The sequence below is a fragment of the Gilliamella sp. wkB308 genome (assembly GCF_001690185.1).
GTDB classification, from domain to species: domain Bacteria; phylum Pseudomonadota; class Gammaproteobacteria; order Enterobacterales; family Orbaceae; genus Gilliamella; species Gilliamella apicola_I.
The window spans coordinates 197,516-213,754 of record NZ_LZGN01000034.1; the positions used below are offsets into that span (position 1 = coordinate 197,516).

Sequence of the window (16,239 nt, forward strand, 5' to 3'; positions counted from 1 at the left end):
TAAAACGATATCTTGCTGATCTTTTTTGTAACTTTTTGCGATCTTTTAGTAAAGACTGCTTGCAACAAGGATAAATTTTGCGTAAAATTCACGCCCTATAAGATTAATCAATGCAGACATATATGCTAAATCAGGAATAGTCTGCTTTTTATTGCGGAGTTAAGTATGTACGCAGTTTTCCAAAGTGGTGGTAAACAACACCGAGTCAGCGAAGGACAAGTCGTTCGCTTGGAAAAAATTGAAGTCGAAACAGGTGCAGAAGTTGTTTTCGATAAAGTTTTAATGGTAGCAAATGGTGAAGACATCAAAGTTGGTGCTCCGTTTGTTGAAGGTGCAACAATTAAAGCAGAAATTGTTGAGCACGGTCGTGGCGATAAAGTGAAAATTGTTAAATTCCGTCGTCGTAAACACTATCGTAAACAACAAGGTCACCGTCAGTGGTTCACTGATGTGAAGATCACTGCAATCGCTTAATAGGAGTATCGAACAATGGCACATAAGAAGGCTGGTGGTTCATCACGTAATGGTCGTGATTCCCAGAGTAAACGTTTAGGTGTTAAACGTTATGGTTCTCAAGAAGTTCTTGCTGGTAATATTTTAGTTCGTCAACGTGGAACTCAATTCCACCCAGGCACTAATGTAGGTTGTGGTCGTGACCATACCTTATTTGCTTTAATTGACGGACAAGTAAAATTTGAAGTTAAAGGACCTAAAAACCGTCGTTATGTTAGTGTAATTGCTAACAGCTAATAAAAAGCGGTTTAACGTTTATGGAAGCCTCACAGCTATTGTGGGGCTTTTTTCATTTCTTGAATTCATATAATATTATTTAATATGATAAAACAACAAAATGTTAAATTAGGTTTTGCCCTAGCCATGTTAACTGCGGTGATGTGGGGGTTAGTGCCGATTGCAATGAAATATGCATTGGTGGTTATTGACCCATTAACGTTAGCTTGGTCTCGATTGGCAATTTCTGCCGTCGGTATTACGATATGGTTAGCTTATAAAAAACAATTTCCTAATTTAGCGATGTTTAAAAAGCGTCGACGTTTTATCTTATTAATGATTGCCGGATTTGGATTACTCGGTAATTTTGCGTTATTTGCAAGTTCTGTTCAGTATCTTTCTGCGACAACGGCTCAAGTTGTAGGACAAATGGGTATTGTTATTTTTATGATTTCAAGTGCGTTTGTTTTTAAAGAGCGATTAAGACCAACGCAAATAATGGGTATTTCGGTATTGCTAATAGGATTAGGACTATTTTTTAATAAAAATATCACCGTTCTATTTGCTAATATATCGACTTATGGCATTGGTGTCTGGCTTGCTTTACTTGCTTCAATTTCATGGGCAGCTTATGCATTGGCACAAAAAGTGTTATTACAGAAATTACGTGCAGAACAGTTACTTTGGTTAATTTATCTTATTTGTACGGTATTTTTATGGCCATTGGCATCGCCATCAAAAATCGCTCATGCCGATGCAACGCAGTTATTTGCCATTATCTTTTGTGGTTTAAATACCATTATTGCTTATGGCGCATTAGTTATGGCAATGGAACGTTGGCAAGCTGCACAAGTTAGTGCAATTACCACATTATCACCGTTGTTTGCATTAATTTTTTCAGATCTATTTGCCGTAATTTGGCCAGAAAAATTTGCTATGCAGTATTTAAATATTTTAGGTTATATTGGCGCAGTATCAGTCGTTGCTGGTGCGATGTTTGCCACAATAGGGCACTATTTATGGCATCCAAGAAAAGGCTGGCTAATTAACCAGAAAAAAGAGGAAGAATAATGAAATTTGTAGATGAAGCTTCAATCCGAGTCGAAGCCGGTGATGGTGGCAATGGTTGTGTAGGTTTTCGTCGAGAAAAATACATTCCCAAAGGTGGCCCTGACGGTGGTGACGGTGGCGACGGTGGTGATGTCTATTTTATTGCCGATGAAAATCTCAATACATTGGTTGATTTCCAATTTGAAAAGAATTATCGGGCAGAGCGAGGGCAAAATGGGCAAGGTTCAGATTGTACCGGTAAAAGAGGCAAAGATATTACCGTAAAAGTGCCCGTTGGAACTCGAATTACAGACAAATATACGGGTGAAATTATCGGCGATTTAACGCATCATCAACAAAAAGTATTAGTTGCAAAAGGTGGTTTTCATGGCTTGGGTAATGCACGATTTAAATCTTCAGTGAATCGAGCTCCAAGACAAAAAACCGATGGTACGCCCGGTGAAAAACGTGATGTACTGTTAGAATTATTGCTACTTGCTGATGTCGGTATGCTTGGTTTACCTAATGCCGGTAAATCCACATTTATTCGTTCAGTTTCAGCGGCTAAACCGAAAGTCGCTGATTATCCATTTACGACACTAGTGCCAAGTTTAGGTGTGGTAAGAATGGATAATGAGCAAAGTTTTGTTGTTGCGGATATTCCGGGATTAATTGAAGGTGCTGCTGACGGTGCTGGTCTGGGTATTCGTTTTTTAAAACATCTTGAACGTTGTCGAGTTTTAGTGCATTTAATTGATATTGCACCGATTGATGAATCTGATCCTATTGAAAATGCGAAAGTCATTATTCAAGAACTTCATCAATATAGTGAAAAACTTGCCAATAAACCTCGTTGGTTGGTATTCAACAAAATGGATGTTTTAGGTGAAGAGGAAAGTGCTAAACGTGCTGCCGAAATCGCTAAAGCATTGGATTGGGATGACAAATATTATGTTATTTCAGCGGTCAATCATGAAGGGGTAAAAGCTTTATGTTGGGATCTGATGGATTATATGAATGCTCATCCACGTGAAGAAGAGCAAGAAGAAATATCACCAGAAAAAGTTGAATTTATGTGGGATGATTATCACCAACAAGCTATGGATGAGGCTTTTGATGACGACGACGATGATTTTGATGATTGGGATGAGAGTGACGAAGAAGGGGTTGAATTTATCTATCAAAAATAGTAATAACCTAAATAAGTTAAACTTATCACTTCAAATTATCAACTAAAATATCAGCATTAAGAAAATACAGGGTGACATAGCCCTGTATTCCTCTCTATTATTCTCAGGCTAACACAATGATTTTATATTAAAAAAATTGGTTATTTACATTTTTATTTTGTTTTTTGAAAAAAGTCAAAAAAAAACGCTTGCTTTTAATAATGAGAATTATTATCATTAAGATGTACTTGATTAGAGCGTCGCAAGACTTCTGAAAAAGTATGACATTGCTCACATTGCTTCCAATGTTTGCCAGCCTAGCGCAACTATGCTGGCTTTTTTATTTTAAAGTGATTTTAAATCCGATGTTTTGATAACTAATTGATCATCAATGACCATTTTCCATTGACCGTCCTCAAAATAAGGAGGCGTATTTACTTTGAATAAAGAATTTAAACCTAAAACCCCTACTTTAAAATCATCACCAATAAATTCTTGTATCGGCCCTTTAATGGTTGTAGTCACCCCATCTTTTTTATGATTGTAAGTAACTCTGGCGTCTTTAGCTATACTTATCACCATATATTCACCTTGCCATTTGCCAATATAGTTACTTTTTTCGGGTGGAATTGCATCAAGTCCGTCACATGCAGTAATAAAGATGGCAAGTATTAGAAGTAGATAAACATGTTTTATATTTTTTAATAATTTCAAGTTGTTATTCCTTATGTGTTTAAAATTTATTTTTAGTTATTGATTGTATCAAATAAAATAAGTAATGCTGCATTGCCGCCAAATTCTTTCGGTGCTTGATGAAAACAAATGATATTAGGGTGCTGGGCTAACCACATTGGTGTCTGTTTTTTTAAGATGTTTTTACCATGTCCATACATGATACAAGCACAATGTGCGTTTTCGCTTAAGCAGGCAGTAATAAGCGATGCTATTTCTTTTTTCGCTTCTTGCTGCGTTAATCCATGTAGATCTAAAAAAAATTCAGGTTCATAAAATCCACGACGTAATTTTTTAATCTCATAAGGATCAGCGTTGTCTCGACTATAACGAATGGGATCGTCTTGTAAAAGTGGTTGATAATCATCCGAAAAATAAAACTCAGCATGATTTTTTTCATGTTGTCGTTTTTCAATCGCAATGGCTTTTTGAGATCGTTTTAAGGGTTTATGAACAACGGTATCTTGTGCAAGTTTTTGGGTATTGCCAATGCTACTTTTGAATAAGTTTATCTCTTCTTGAGTTAATTTAAATTTTTCTGTCATTGATAATTACTCTGGGTAAACTTTTTGTTTGAATTCACATAAATCTTCAATCACACAAGCCCCACATCGAGGTTTTCTGGCGATACAAGTATAACGTCCATGCAAAATTAACCAGTGGTGGCAATTTATTTTGTACTCTTTGGGTACCACTTTCAATAATTTTTCTTCTACTGCCTCAACGGTTTTTCCCGGAGCAAAGCCCGTGCGATTGCTGACACGAAAAATATGGGTATCAACCGCAATTGTTGGCCAACCAAAAGCCGTATTTAGCACTACATTCGCTGTTTTTCTGCCGACACCAGGTAATGCGATTAATGCATCAAAATTTTCAGGCACTTGACCTTGATATTTCTCAACTAAAATCTGACAGGTTTTTATAATATTAACTGCTTTACTATTGTATAAGCCAATGGTACGGATATAACTTTTGAGCTTATCAACCCCTAGTGCTAAGATTTGTTCCGCTGTATTAGCAATTGCAAATAAAGGTTTGGTCGCTTTGTTTACACTCACATCGGTTGCTTGTGCAGAAAGAACAACAGCAATAAGTAATTCAAAAGGCGTTTGATAAACAAGTTCAGTTGTTGGATCTTTAATGTGATCTTTTAATCTTTCTAAAATTTGAATACGAGTTGATTGTTTCACTGAATATGATAAATATAAATAACATGTCTAATATTATATACTTTATTTGTACAAATATTGTAGGTTAAATTTAATTTTTAGCTAAAATCACCTTATCCGACTATAGTTAAAATTACGGCAAAATAATAATCTCAATGCCCTATCTGAACAATTTAAGCGTGATAGATTCTCAGCTTGGTTATATTCATTCATCGCCTGCTTTTTAGCATGTGGTTTTTATGATAAGCTACTCCACTATTTTTTAATTTCATCAACAAGGTTTTTTAAAAATATGTCCTTACCAATGATTGTCACCTTTGCTATATACATTTTAGGAATGATTGCGATCGGTTTTTTTGCCTTTCGATCAACGCAAAACTTTGGTGATTACATTTTGGGAGGGCGCCGTATCGGTAGTGTTGTCACTGCGCTTTCGGCTGGCGCTTCGGACATGAGTGGTTGGTTATTAATGGGGCTGCCAGGGGCTGTTTTTTTATTCGGTATTTCGCAAAGTTGGATTGCAATCGGCTTAATAATTGGTGCTTATTTAAATTGGTTACTGATTGCTGGGCGGTTACGTGTTTTTACTGAAATTAATCACAATTCCCTGACTTTACCCGACTATTTTGCTCGCCGATTTGATGATAAAAGCGCTTTGTTGCGTATTATTTCAGCGGTAATCATTCTTATCTTTTTTACGATTTATTGTGCGTCAGGCGTTGTTGCCGGTGCAAAACTTTTTGAAAGTACCTTTGGGATGAGTTACGGTTGGGCAATGTTAGCCGGTGCTGGCGCAACAATCGCTTATACTTTTATAGGTGGTTTTTTAGCGGTCAGTTGGACGGATACTATTCAAGCGAGTTTGATGATGTTTGCACTTATCTTAACGCCCGTTATGGTTATGGTGAACGCGGGTGGTTTTACCGATGCCTTAGCAAATATTGAATCGCTCAATCCTGATTATACCAACATCTTTGCACACATGGATTTTATCGCTATTATTTCATTGCTTGGGTGGGGGCTTGGTTATTTTGGACAACCGCATATTTTAGCGCGCTTTATGGCGGCTGATTCACATGATGTGATGAAAAATGCCCGTCGAATTAGTATGACTTGGATGATTTTATGTTTAGGTGGTGCAATAACGGTAGGATTCTTTGGTATTGCTTTCTTTGCTAATCATCCAGAGTTTTCAGATCTCATTAATAACGGTAAACATGAACGTATTTTTATCGAGTTATCTAAATTACTGTTTAATCCATGGGTTGCTGGTGTTTTATTAGCGGCGATTTTAGCTGCGGTAATGAGCACGTTAAGTTGTCAGTTACTTGTCTGTTCAAGCGCGTTAACAGAAGATTTTTATCGTGCCTTTTTTAGACCGAAAGCAAAACAACGTGAACTTGTTTGGGTTGGGCGAATTATGGTTTTACTGGTCTCAGTCATCGCCATTTTATTAGCAATTAACCCTAATAATAGTGTCTTAGATTTAGTTAGTCATGCATGGGCAGGATTTGGTGCTGCCTTTGGCCCCATTATTGTGTTTTCAGTATTTTGGTCACGTATGACACGCAATGGCGCTCTAGCTGGTATGATTACAGGAGCGGCAACAGTATTGCTTTGGATTAATTTTAACTGGTTTAATCTTTATTCACTTATTCCTGGTTTCTTATTTGCGTCTTTAGCGATAGTGATTTTTAGTTTATGTGATAAAAAACCGAATGAAATAGTGGAAGATCATTTTAAACAGGCGTATAAACGTTATCATAATAAAGTAGAATAGATTTCAATAAAAACAGAGTTATCCAAAGTCAAATTTCAACGTAATAAAATTTTTATAGGTAAAATAACATGACAAAAAATGTGATCAAACAACTGCAAGAGCGAGGATTGATTGCTCAACTGACAGATGAAAAAGCTCTCATGGAACTAATTGAACAAAATCCTATAGCGCTTTATTGTGGTTTTGATCCCACTGCTGATAGTTTGCATCTAGGTCATTTGGTACCATTACTTTGTTTAAAACGCTTCCAGTTAGCTGGTCATAAACCGATTGCGCTTGTTGGCGGTGCAACAGGTTTGATTGGTGACCCAAGTTTTAAAGCCGTTGAACGTAAATTAAATACTCAAGAGACTGTTGTTGAATGGAGCGAAAAAATTAAACAACAAGTTTCCCCATTCTTAGACTTTAATTGTGGTGCAAATGCAGCGATTGTTGCTAATAACTATGATTGGTTTGGTGGCATGAATGTATTAACTTTTTTACGTGACATTGGTAAATATTTTTCAGTTAATGCCATGATTAACAAAGAATCAGTCAAACAACGTATTGATCGTGATGAAGCGGGGATCTCATTTACTGAGTTTTCTTACAGTTTATTACAATCTTATGATTTTGCTTGTTTAAATAAAGATCATAATGTGGTGTTACAAATTGGGGGATCAGATCAATGGGGTAATATTACTGCCGGTATTGATTTAACTCGTCGATTACATCAAAAACAAGTTTATGGTTTAACGGTTCCTTTAATTACCAAATCTGACGGTACAAAATTCGGTAAAACGGAAAGCGGTGCGGTTTGGCTTGATCCTAAAAAGACCAGTCCATATAAATTCTATCAATTTTGGATTAATACCGCTGATGCTGATGTTTATCGTTTCTTAAAATTCTTTACTTTCATGTCATTAAATGAAATCGATGCACTTGAAGAAGAAGATAAAAATAGCGGTGTGGCACCGAGAGCACAATATGTTCTTGCTGAAGAAGTCACACGCTTAGTCCATGGTGAAGAAGGCTTAATGGCAGCTAAACGTATCACTGAAAGTTTATTCTCAGGAAAATTAGCCGATTTATCTCATGCCGATTTTGAACAATTAGCGCAAGACGGTATGCCAACAATTACGGTTGAGGGCGATATTGATTTGCAACAAGCGATCGTTAATGCGCAGTTTGCACCATCAAGAGGCCAAGCCAGAACAATGATTGAATCTAATGCGATTTCGGTTAATGGTGAACGTAACGCAACAACTGATTATCACTTTTCACAAGAAGATAAGCTTTTTGGACGTTATACATTGCTTCGTCGAGGTAAGAAATATTACTGCTTACTAATTTGGAGTTAATTTATGAAAAATATACTATCTATTCAGTCACATGTTGTATTTGGTCATGCAGGTAATAGTGCTGCTGTATTCCCTATGCGTCGTGTGGGAGTAAATGTATGGCCTTTAAATACTGTGCAATTTTCAAATCATACGCAATATCGTCAATGGACAGGTACGGTAATGCCAGCATCGCATTTAACCGATATCGCCGATGGCATTAATGCCATTGGTGAACTTAAACGATGTGATGCAGTATTAAGTGGTTATATGGGATCCCCTGAACAAGGTAGTGCCATAACCGAAATAGTAAAAAAAGTAAAAGCTGTAAATCCCAATGCAATTTATCTTTGTGATCCTGTTATGGGGCATCCTGAAAAAGGTTGTTTTGTTGCGCCAGGCGTATCTGAATTTTTGTGTAATACTGCATTACCTATAGCAGATATGATGGCACCAAATATTTTGGAGCTAGAAGAGTTAAATGGAAAACAGCCAATTAATAACGTTGAAGAAGCGGTATTTGCATGTAAAGCACTTTGTAAAAAAGGGCCTAAAGCGATTTTAGTTAAACATTTAAGTCGTGCTGGGTATCGTAAAGATCGTTTCGAAATGTTACTCGTTACAGAACATGAAGCATGGCACATTGAGCGCCCTTTAGTTGATTTTGGCGTGAGACAGCCTGTTGGTGTAGGCGATATGACGAGTGGATTGTTTTTAGCGAATATTTTGCTTGGGAAATCGCTGGTTGAGGCGTTAGAACATACCACTTCTGCGGTTTATGCTGTTATGCTTGAAACCTTGAAACTCAATGAATATGAGCTTCAATTAGTTGCCGCTCAAGATGAAATAGCAAAACCTTCACAATGGTTTAATGCGAAAAGAATTGATTAATTTTAAAAATATGTAAAAATGGATCAAATTTAATTTATTTTTAATTCTTAACAAAAATGAGGGGATGATGGAAGACAATATTTCTTTGGGTAAGATGCTTTCCAATTTACGTAATAATATGGGATTAACTCAAGAAGATATTGCCAATAAGATCCATGTTCGAAAGGCAGTGGTCGAAGAAATTGAAAACGATCAGCGAGTTCATGCCCCTCTTGTCTTTGTTAAAGGTTATATTCGTTCTTATGCTGAAATTGTTGGTTTATCCGAGGACGAATATCAACCTTATCTAGAAAAAATGTCAAAGCAAAATGCATCCGAAACAAAAATAAAGCAACTCATCCCTGCCCTTGAACCTAGAAAAAGAGGAAAGCGGATTTTATTTTTTAGCTTATTTGTAGTGGTTTGTATAGTTGGTGTAACTATTTATTATTTTAATAAAGAAAGTAAAAATAATTATGTAGAAGTGAGTCATTACATTTCGCCATCATCATCGAATCACGTTAACAGTTAGCAAATTTTCTTACTCGTATACAGACATTTGATGCAAATCTTGTTAAGATCACAAGCTAGTTATTTTGTTATATCATTAGGCGTGTTATGAGTCATCAGGATTCACCGATAATCAGACGAGAATCTACCCGAATTTATGTCGGCAGTGTACCTATTGGTGGTGGTGCGCCGATTGCTGTTCAATCCATGACGAATACCCGTACGACAGATGTTGAAAAAACTGTTGCTCAGATTCAAGCACTTGAGCGAGTAGGTGTCGACATTGTTCGTGTGTCGATTCCAACAATGGATGCGGCAGAAGCATTTAAATTGATTAAACAACAAGCGAAAGTGCCACTTATTGCAGATATTCACTTCGATTATCGTATTGCTTTGAAAGTGGCAGAATATGGTGTGGATTGTTTAAGAATTAATCCGGGAAATATCGGTAATGAATCACGAATTCGAGCAGTTGTTGATTGTGCTAAAGATAAAAATATTCCAATAAGAATTGGGGTCAACTCCGGATCACTTGAAAAAGATATTCAAGAAAAATATGGCGAACCAACGCCACAAGCAATTGTAGAATCAGCGATGCGTCATGTTGATATTCTTGATAGGCTTAATTTCGACCAATTTAAAGTGAGTGTGAAAGCGTCTGATGTATTTACAGCGGTGGATGCCTATCGACTTTTAGCTAAACAGATAAATCAGCCACTGCATTTGGGGATCACTGAAGCGGGTGGTGTTCGCAGTGGTGCAATTAAGTCGGCAATAGGTTTAGGTTTGTTATTATCTGAAGGTATTGGCGATACATTGCGTGTCTCTTTAGCCGCAGATCCCACTGAAGAAGTTAAAGTCGGTTTTGATATATTAAAATCACTGAGAATTCGATCTCGTGGTATCAACTTTATTGCTTGTCCGACCTGTTCAAGACAAGAGTTTGATGTCATTAATACAGTCAATACGTTAGAACAACGTTTAGAAGATATCATTACACCAATGGATGTATCGATTATTGGTTGTGTTGTTAATGGGCCAGGTGAAGCTTTGGCTTCAACGATGGGTGTTGCTGGCGGTCATAATAAAAGTGGATTTTATGAAGATGGTGTGCGTATTGGTCGTATTGATAACGAACAGATGATCGATGAACTGGAAGCAAAAATTCGAGCAAAAGCATCAATACTAAAAAACAGAATTGCAGCAACTGAACTATAATTTTATTAGATAGCGAATACATAAATGACAGAGAAAAAAATCCAATCTATACGGGGAATGAATGACTTACTCCCAACAGATAGTGCGAGTTGGCAACAAATTGAAAAAATTGTTAAAGGTGTTCTAAATAGCTATGGCTATAATGAGATAAGAACCCCCATTGTTGAAGATACTGCGCTATTTAAAAGAGCCGTCGGTGAAGTGACGGATATTGTCGAAAAAGAGATGTATACGTTTAATGACCGTAATGATGAAAGTATCACTTTACGTCCCGAAATTACTGCGGGTTGTGTGCGTGCGGGCATTGAGCATGGGCTTTTTTATAATCAAGAACAACGTCTTTGGTATTTAGGTCCAGCATTTCGTTACGAAAAACCGCAAAAAGGGCGCTATCGTCAATTTCATCAATTTGGGGTTGAAGTTTTTGGACTTGAAGGACCAAATATTGATGCTGAATTGATTTTATTAACCGCAAGATTCTGGAAAGCACTGGGAATACAGGATCACACTTCGTTAGAATTAAATTCTATTGGTTCACTTGAAGCCAGAGCAAACTATCGTCAAGCACTCGTTGATTTTCTTGAACAACATAAAGATAAATTGGATGAAGACTGCTTACGTAGAATGTATACTAATCCATTACGTGTACTCGACTCGAAAAATCCAGTGGTACAAGAATTACTTAATCAAGCACCAAAACTATTTGATTATTTAGATACAGAATCTAAAGAACATTTTGAAGGCTTGTGTCGTTTACTGGATAAAGCAGGAATAAAATACAATATTAATCAAAGATTAGTAAGAGGATTAGACTATTACAATCGTACAGTATTTGAATGGGTAACAAGTAGCTTGGGTGCTCAAGGTACTGTTTGCGGTGGGGGTCGCTATGATGGATTAGTAAGCCAATTAGGTGGTCAATCAACGCCAGCTGTTGGGTTTGCAATGGGACTTGAACGATTAGTTTTACTTGTTCAAGCTGTTAATCCTTCATTAAATCGAGATAATTCGATTGATATTTATATGATCTCTTCAGGAGATGAAAATACGATTTCAGTAGCACAATGTGTTGCTGAATTATTACGTGACGGTTTACCTGATAAACGAATTGTGACTAATTATGGAACGTCTAATTTTAAGAAACAATTTGCCAAAGCAGATAAATTAGGTGCTAAAATAGCGGTTATTGTTGGTGAAAACGAGTTAGCGAACCAAACGGTAACTATCAAAAACTTACAAACAGGTGAACAAACTGAAGTTGCGCAAAGCGATATCGTTCAAACTTGTTTGGCAATGATATAAATCTAAAGGAAATAGGAGATAAGCGTGAGTTATCAATCGTCAAGTGAAGAACAAATGTGGGCTTTAAAAGAGTTTCTTGCGAAAACGTGGAAAATTATTGTTGCCGTTATTGTCATTGGATTATTAGCTTATTATGGTTGGAGTTACTATCAATCAAATCAAGTTAAAAAATTGGAACAAATGTCAGATCGTTATGAACAACTTGTAAAACAGTTAGATCAGACAAAACCAGAATCCGTAAATGATTTAGTTGCTTTTGCAAAAGAGGATGATACCGTTTATAACGTTTTTGCTGATCTTTTTGCGGCTAAATTTTATATCGAAGTAAAAAAAGATTACGCAGGTGCTCAAGCATTACTGAATGATGCTTTATCTAAAACAAAAGCGGAACCGGTAAAATCCATGATTACTATTCGCATTGCACGTGTGCAGTATCAACAAAACCAATATCAAGAAAGTTTAGCGACGTTAGATAAAGTAAACAATGAAGCTTGGGAACTGGTGATTAACGAAATACGGGGCGATATATTAACCAAAATGTCTCGTTATGCTGAGGCGGTAGATGCTTATAAAATTGCGCTAAAGTCAGCGGCAATGATAAGTTCAGAGCCAAATATTAAAATCAAACTGAATCAAGCTGAATATCTACAAGCTAAACAAACAATTGAACAAGATAAGCAAACTGCTGAAGAAAAGGCAGAGCAAGAGGATCAGTCAAAGACTGAAACGGAAGAAAATAAAAATTAATTTATCCTGCTATAAGGGTCTATACAATGAAGTTATCTAAATGTTTTTTAACCAGTGTTTTTATGTTTTCACTTGCTGGATGCTCTATATTTGGAGGAGAAGAAGAAGTCATTCAAGTTTCACCTTCTCCTATAGTCAGTAACCAATTTACTATTCACCAATTATGGCGTAACAGTACTGCAGGAAATACGCGAATTTATTCATTATTAGGTCCTGCTAGTTATGATAATGTTATTTATGCAGCAAGTCGAAGTGGAGAAGTAAAAGCAGTTGATTTAACAACGGGTAATACATTGTGGAATGTCGATTTATCCAAAAGTACACTTTTCAGTAGTAAAACAGCGCTCTTTTCAGGTGGTGTAAGTGCTGATGAAAATTATGTTTATGTTGGCAGTGAACGTGCTGTTGTTTATGCTTTAGATCGTCATAACGGAAAAGTCGTCTGGGAAAAATCGGTTAAAGGGGAAGTCCTTGCTCGCCCGGTATCGTCTGATGATAAATTAGTTGTTCATACCGCTAATGGTATATTACAAGGGCTTAATCGTGAAACGGGTGACGAACTTTGGGAAGTGACTTTTGAAGTTCCGGCATTATCATTAAGAGGTAACTCAACACCAGTCATTGCCCATGGCGCCGCTATCTTTGGTGATGATAATGGACGAGTGAATGCTTACTACATTAATGATGGTCAATTAATTTGGCAACAACGGATTTCTCAACCGACTGGTTCAACAGAAATTGCAAAATTAAATGATGTTGATTCAACCCCTGTAGTTGAAGGAAATACTGTCTATTCTGTTGGCTTTAATGGTTATGTTGCTGCACTGGATTTAAGTAATGGTGAAGTAATATGGCGTAAAAAAATAGGTTCAACACACAGTTTTGCTGTTGATAAAAATCGATTATACGTAGTAGATCAAGACGATAATATTCAATCATTATCGAAAACGGAAGGTGGCGTACTTTGGACGCAATCAAGTTTTACACATCGCCAATTGACTGATCCAGTCATTTATCAAGATTATGTCGTATTTGGTGATTTTGAAGGTTACCTGTATTGGTTAAATGCTGAAACAGGTGAACTTGTAAATAAAATAGAAGTAAGTAGTAGCGGAATAATCGCTAAACCATTGGTCGTTGACAATAAACTGATTGTTCAAGTCAAAAATGGTGATATTTACGCTTTCACAAAAAATTTAAGTAATTAGAGAATAAACATGGTACCTGTTGTAGCACTAGTTGGTCGTCCAAATGTTGGAAAATCAACTTTATTTAATCGGTTAACAAGAACACGAGATGCGTTAGTCGCAGATTTTCCTGGATTAACCCGTGATCGTAAGTATGGACGAGCAGAAATCAAGGGCCATGAATATATTGTAATTGATACGGGTGGAATTGATGGCACTGAAGAAGGGGTTGAAAGCTTTATGGCTGACCAATCCTTACAAGCTATCGAAGAAGCCGATATCGTTCTGTTTTTAGTCGATGCAAGAGCGGGTGCTATGCCGGCAGATCATGCGATCGCTAAACACTTGCGTTCTCGTCAAAAGGCCACTTTTTTAGTTGCCAATAAAATTGATGGTATTGATGCTGATACGGCTATCTCAGATTTTTACTCATTAGGTTTAGGCGATATTCACCCCATAGCCGCAAGTCATGGGCGTGGTGTCAGTTCATTAATTGAAACGGCGTTGGAACCTATTTTTCAATTTAAAGATCACGATGAAGATGACTTTAATGAAGACCAATTGCTACCAGATTTATCGGAATCTTATGATGATGTTGACGAAGATGATGTTGAATCACTGATTAATCAACCGATTAAAGTAGCTATTGTCGGGCGTCCAAATGTAGGTAAGTCAACACTAACTAACCGAATTCTAGGTGAAGAACGGGTTGTGGTTTATGATATGCCAGGTACAACTCGAGATAGTATCTATATACCAATGACTCGTGACGAACGAGAATATGTTTTAATTGATACGGCAGGGGTGCGTAAACGTGGTAAGGTAACGCAAACTGTCGAAAAGTTTTCAGTGATTAAAACATTACAAGCGATTGAAGATGCAAATGTTGTCATACTGGTGATTGATGCCAGAGAAGGTATTTCAGATCAGGATTTATCATTACTCGGCTTTATCATCAATAGTGGGCGTTCACTTGTTATTGCCGTCAATAAGTGGGATGGGTTATCACAAGACATCAAAGAGCAAGTTAAAGCAACACTAGATGACCGACTTGATTTTATTGATTTTGCCCGTTTGCATTTTATTTCGGCTTTACATGGTAGTGGTGTGGGTAATTTATTTGATTCAATCCAAGAAGCTTATGAATGTGCAACCCGTCGGGTAAATACTGCATTATTAACCAAAATTATGCAAATGGCACAAGACGATCACCAACCACCTCTAGTTCGTGGACGTCGGGTAAAACTCAAATATGCCCATGCTGGAGGCTACAATCCACCTATTGTGGTTGTTCACGGAAATCAAGTTGAAGATCTTCCCGATTCTTATAAACGATATTTAATGAACTATTTTAGACGCTCATTAAAAATTATGGGAACGCCGATTCGAATTCAGTTTAAAGAAGGGGCGAATCCTTTTGAAGGTCGAAAAAATAGTTTAACGGCATCACAACAACGTAAACGACGTCGATTGATGAAACACGTTAGAGGTCGTAAATAGTTTATGTCAAAAAAAAATATAGCAGGGCAAAGTCAAGAAGGCTTGTGCCCTAAATGTCATCATAAAATGGATGTTATGTCTGCCCAGCATTACGTTTGTGCTCACTGCAAACAACATTTTGTCGAACACTATATTTGCCCCACTTGTCATCAACCTGCTCAAATGATCAAAGGCTGTGGTGCCATAAATTATATTTGTCAAACTGATGGATTAATCTCCAGCAGTAAAGTGATATTTCAATATTTACCAGAATAGAAAATCTATCTAAATAAAAACCATAAGAGGTTATTTCATGCGTATTATTTTATTAGGTGCACCAGGTGCGGGAAAAGGAACTCAAGCACAATTCATTATGAAAAAATATGGTATTCCTCAAATTTCAACCGGCGATATGTTACGTGCAGCAGTGAAAGCTGGTACGCCACTTGGTCAACAGGCTAAAGAATTAATGGATGCCGGTAAACTTGTTACCGATGAACTTGTGATTGCATTAGTGAAAGAACGTATTGCACAAGATGATTGTGCAAATGGTTTTTTATTAGACGGATTCCCTCGAACAGTACCTCAAGCTGATGCCATGAAATCAGCAGGTATTAATGTTGACTATATACTTGAATTTGATGTGCCTGATTCTGTTATCATTGATCGAATGAGTGGACGCCGAATTCATGCGCCATCAGGACGAGTTTATCATGTCCGTCATAATCCACCTAAAGTAGAAAATGTTGATGATATTACGGGTGAACCTTTAACCACTCGCAAAGATGATCATGAAGAGATTGTCCGTAAACGCCTTGTTGAATATCATCAATTAACTAAACCTTTAATTGATTACTATCAACATGAAGCGAAAGAAGGTCGTGCAAAATACTACCGCATTGATGGTACCCAATCTGTATCTGATGTGACAAACGAACTTATTAAAATTTTAGATTAATTGATTGCTAAAAAAGCCAG

Annotated in this window: 18 protein-coding genes; 15 read left to right on the forward strand and 3 right to left on the reverse strand. The window is 36.9% G+C overall.

Annotation, left to right across the window (positions count from 1 at the left end):
* The first annotated feature begins 165 nt into the window (after positions 1-165).
* The 4 genes from rplU to cgtA all read left to right on the forward strand — a co-directional run bounded on the left by rplU (position 166) and on the right by cgtA (position 2,969).
* Entirely contained in the window at positions 166-474 is a 309-nt protein-coding gene (rplU, locus tag A9G10_RS05620; protein ID WP_025314436.1) for a 50S ribosomal protein L21, read from the forward strand.
* Positions 475-489: 15 nt separating this feature from the next.
* Positions 490-750, forward strand: coding sequence for a 50S ribosomal protein L27 (gene rpmA / locus A9G10_RS05625; RefSeq protein ID WP_025314437.1), 261 nt, complete (start codon positions 490-492; stop codon positions 748-750).
* Positions 751-834: 84 nt separating this feature from the next.
* The gene (locus tag A9G10_RS05630; RefSeq protein WP_065558616.1) at positions 835-1,800 is read left to right on the forward strand and encodes a DMT family transporter; all 966 of its coding nucleotides are present in this window, start codon (positions 835-837) and stop codon (positions 1,798-1,800) included.
* Complete coding sequence (cgtA, locus tag A9G10_RS05635; RefSeq protein ID WP_065558617.1) at positions 1,800-2,969, forward strand: Obg family GTPase CgtA; 1,170 nt, start codon at positions 1,800-1,802, stop codon at positions 2,967-2,969. Before A9G10_RS05630 ends, cgtA begins: the two co-directional genes overlap by 1 nt.
* A 324-nt stretch (positions 2,970-3,293) precedes the next feature.
* Here the strand turns inward: cgtA and A9G10_RS05640 are convergent, their stop codons facing one another.
* The 3 genes from A9G10_RS05640 to nth are packed head-to-tail and all read right to left on the reverse strand — an operon-like array spanning position 3,294 to position 4,870.
* Complete coding sequence (locus A9G10_RS05640; protein WP_065558618.1) at positions 3,294-3,662, reverse strand: hypothetical protein; 369 nt, start codon at positions 3,660-3,662, stop codon at positions 3,294-3,296.
* A gap of 32 nt (positions 3,663-3,694) precedes the next feature.
* Positions 3,695-4,225 (reverse strand): endonuclease SmrB, encoded by a 531-nt coding sequence (gene smrB / locus A9G10_RS05645; RefSeq protein ID WP_065558619.1) that lies wholly within the window; start codon positions 4,223-4,225, stop codon positions 3,695-3,697.
* A 6-nt stretch (positions 4,226-4,231) separates the two neighbouring features.
* The gene (gene nth, locus A9G10_RS05650) at positions 4,232-4,870 is read right to left on the reverse strand and encodes an endonuclease III (RefSeq protein ID WP_065558620.1); all 639 of its coding nucleotides are present in this window, start codon (positions 4,868-4,870) and stop codon (positions 4,232-4,234) included.
* A 271-nt stretch (positions 4,871-5,141) separates the two neighbouring features.
* Between nth and putP the strand changes: the two genes are divergently transcribed.
* From putP to adk, 11 genes are all read left to right on the forward strand, one after another.
* The gene (putP, locus tag A9G10_RS05655; protein ID WP_065558621.1) at positions 5,142-6,629 is read left to right on the forward strand and encodes a sodium/proline symporter PutP; all 1,488 of its coding nucleotides are present in this window, start codon (positions 5,142-5,144) and stop codon (positions 6,627-6,629) included.
* 68 nt (positions 6,630-6,697) lie between these two features.
* Complete coding sequence (gene tyrS, locus A9G10_RS05660; RefSeq protein ID WP_065558622.1) at positions 6,698-7,969, forward strand: tyrosine--tRNA ligase; 1,272 nt, start codon at positions 6,698-6,700, stop codon at positions 7,967-7,969.
* 3 nt (positions 7,970-7,972) lie between these two features.
* Positions 7,973-8,839 carry a pyridoxal kinase PdxY gene (gene pdxY, locus A9G10_RS05665; protein WP_065558623.1) on the forward strand — a complete coding sequence of 289 codons (867 nt, stop codon included), beginning with the start codon at positions 7,973-7,975 and terminating at the stop codon, positions 8,837-8,839.
* 67 nt (positions 8,840-8,906) lie between these two features.
* Positions 8,907-9,350 (forward strand): helix-turn-helix domain-containing protein, encoded by a 444-nt coding sequence (locus A9G10_RS05670; protein ID WP_065558624.1) that lies wholly within the window; start codon positions 8,907-8,909, stop codon positions 9,348-9,350.
* 86 nt (positions 9,351-9,436) lie between these two features.
* Positions 9,437-10,546, forward strand: coding sequence for a flavodoxin-dependent (E)-4-hydroxy-3-methylbut-2-enyl-diphosphate synthase (gene ispG / locus A9G10_RS05675; protein WP_065558625.1), 1,110 nt, complete (start codon positions 9,437-9,439; stop codon positions 10,544-10,546).
* A gap of 24 nt (positions 10,547-10,570) precedes the next feature.
* Positions 10,571-11,848: a histidine--tRNA ligase gene (gene hisS / locus A9G10_RS05680; RefSeq protein WP_065558626.1), complete on the forward strand. Its 1,278-nt coding sequence runs from the start codon at positions 10,571-10,573 to the stop codon at positions 11,846-11,848.
* Between the two features lie 24 nt (positions 11,849-11,872).
* Positions 11,873-12,595, forward strand: a complete 723-nt coding sequence (locus A9G10_RS05685) for a YfgM family protein (RefSeq protein ID WP_065558627.1) — start codon at positions 11,873-11,875, stop codon at positions 12,593-12,595.
* Between the two features lie 26 nt (positions 12,596-12,621).
* The gene (gene bamB / locus A9G10_RS05690) at positions 12,622-13,803 is read left to right on the forward strand and encodes an outer membrane protein assembly factor BamB (protein ID WP_065558628.1); all 1,182 of its coding nucleotides are present in this window, start codon (positions 12,622-12,624) and stop codon (positions 13,801-13,803) included.
* Between the two features lie 9 nt (positions 13,804-13,812).
* Entirely contained in the window at positions 13,813-15,282 is a 1,470-nt protein-coding gene (der, locus tag A9G10_RS05695) for a ribosome biogenesis GTPase Der (RefSeq protein WP_065558629.1), read from the forward strand.
* 3 nt (positions 15,283-15,285) lie between these two features.
* Positions 15,286-15,537, forward strand: coding sequence for a YfgJ family double zinc ribbon protein (locus tag A9G10_RS05700; protein ID WP_081299075.1), 252 nt, complete (start codon positions 15,286-15,288; stop codon positions 15,535-15,537).
* Between the two features lie 37 nt (positions 15,538-15,574).
* Positions 15,575-16,219, forward strand: a complete 645-nt coding sequence (gene adk / locus A9G10_RS05705; protein ID WP_065558630.1) for an adenylate kinase — start codon at positions 15,575-15,577, stop codon at positions 16,217-16,219.
* Positions 16,220-16,239: the final 20 nt, after the last annotated feature.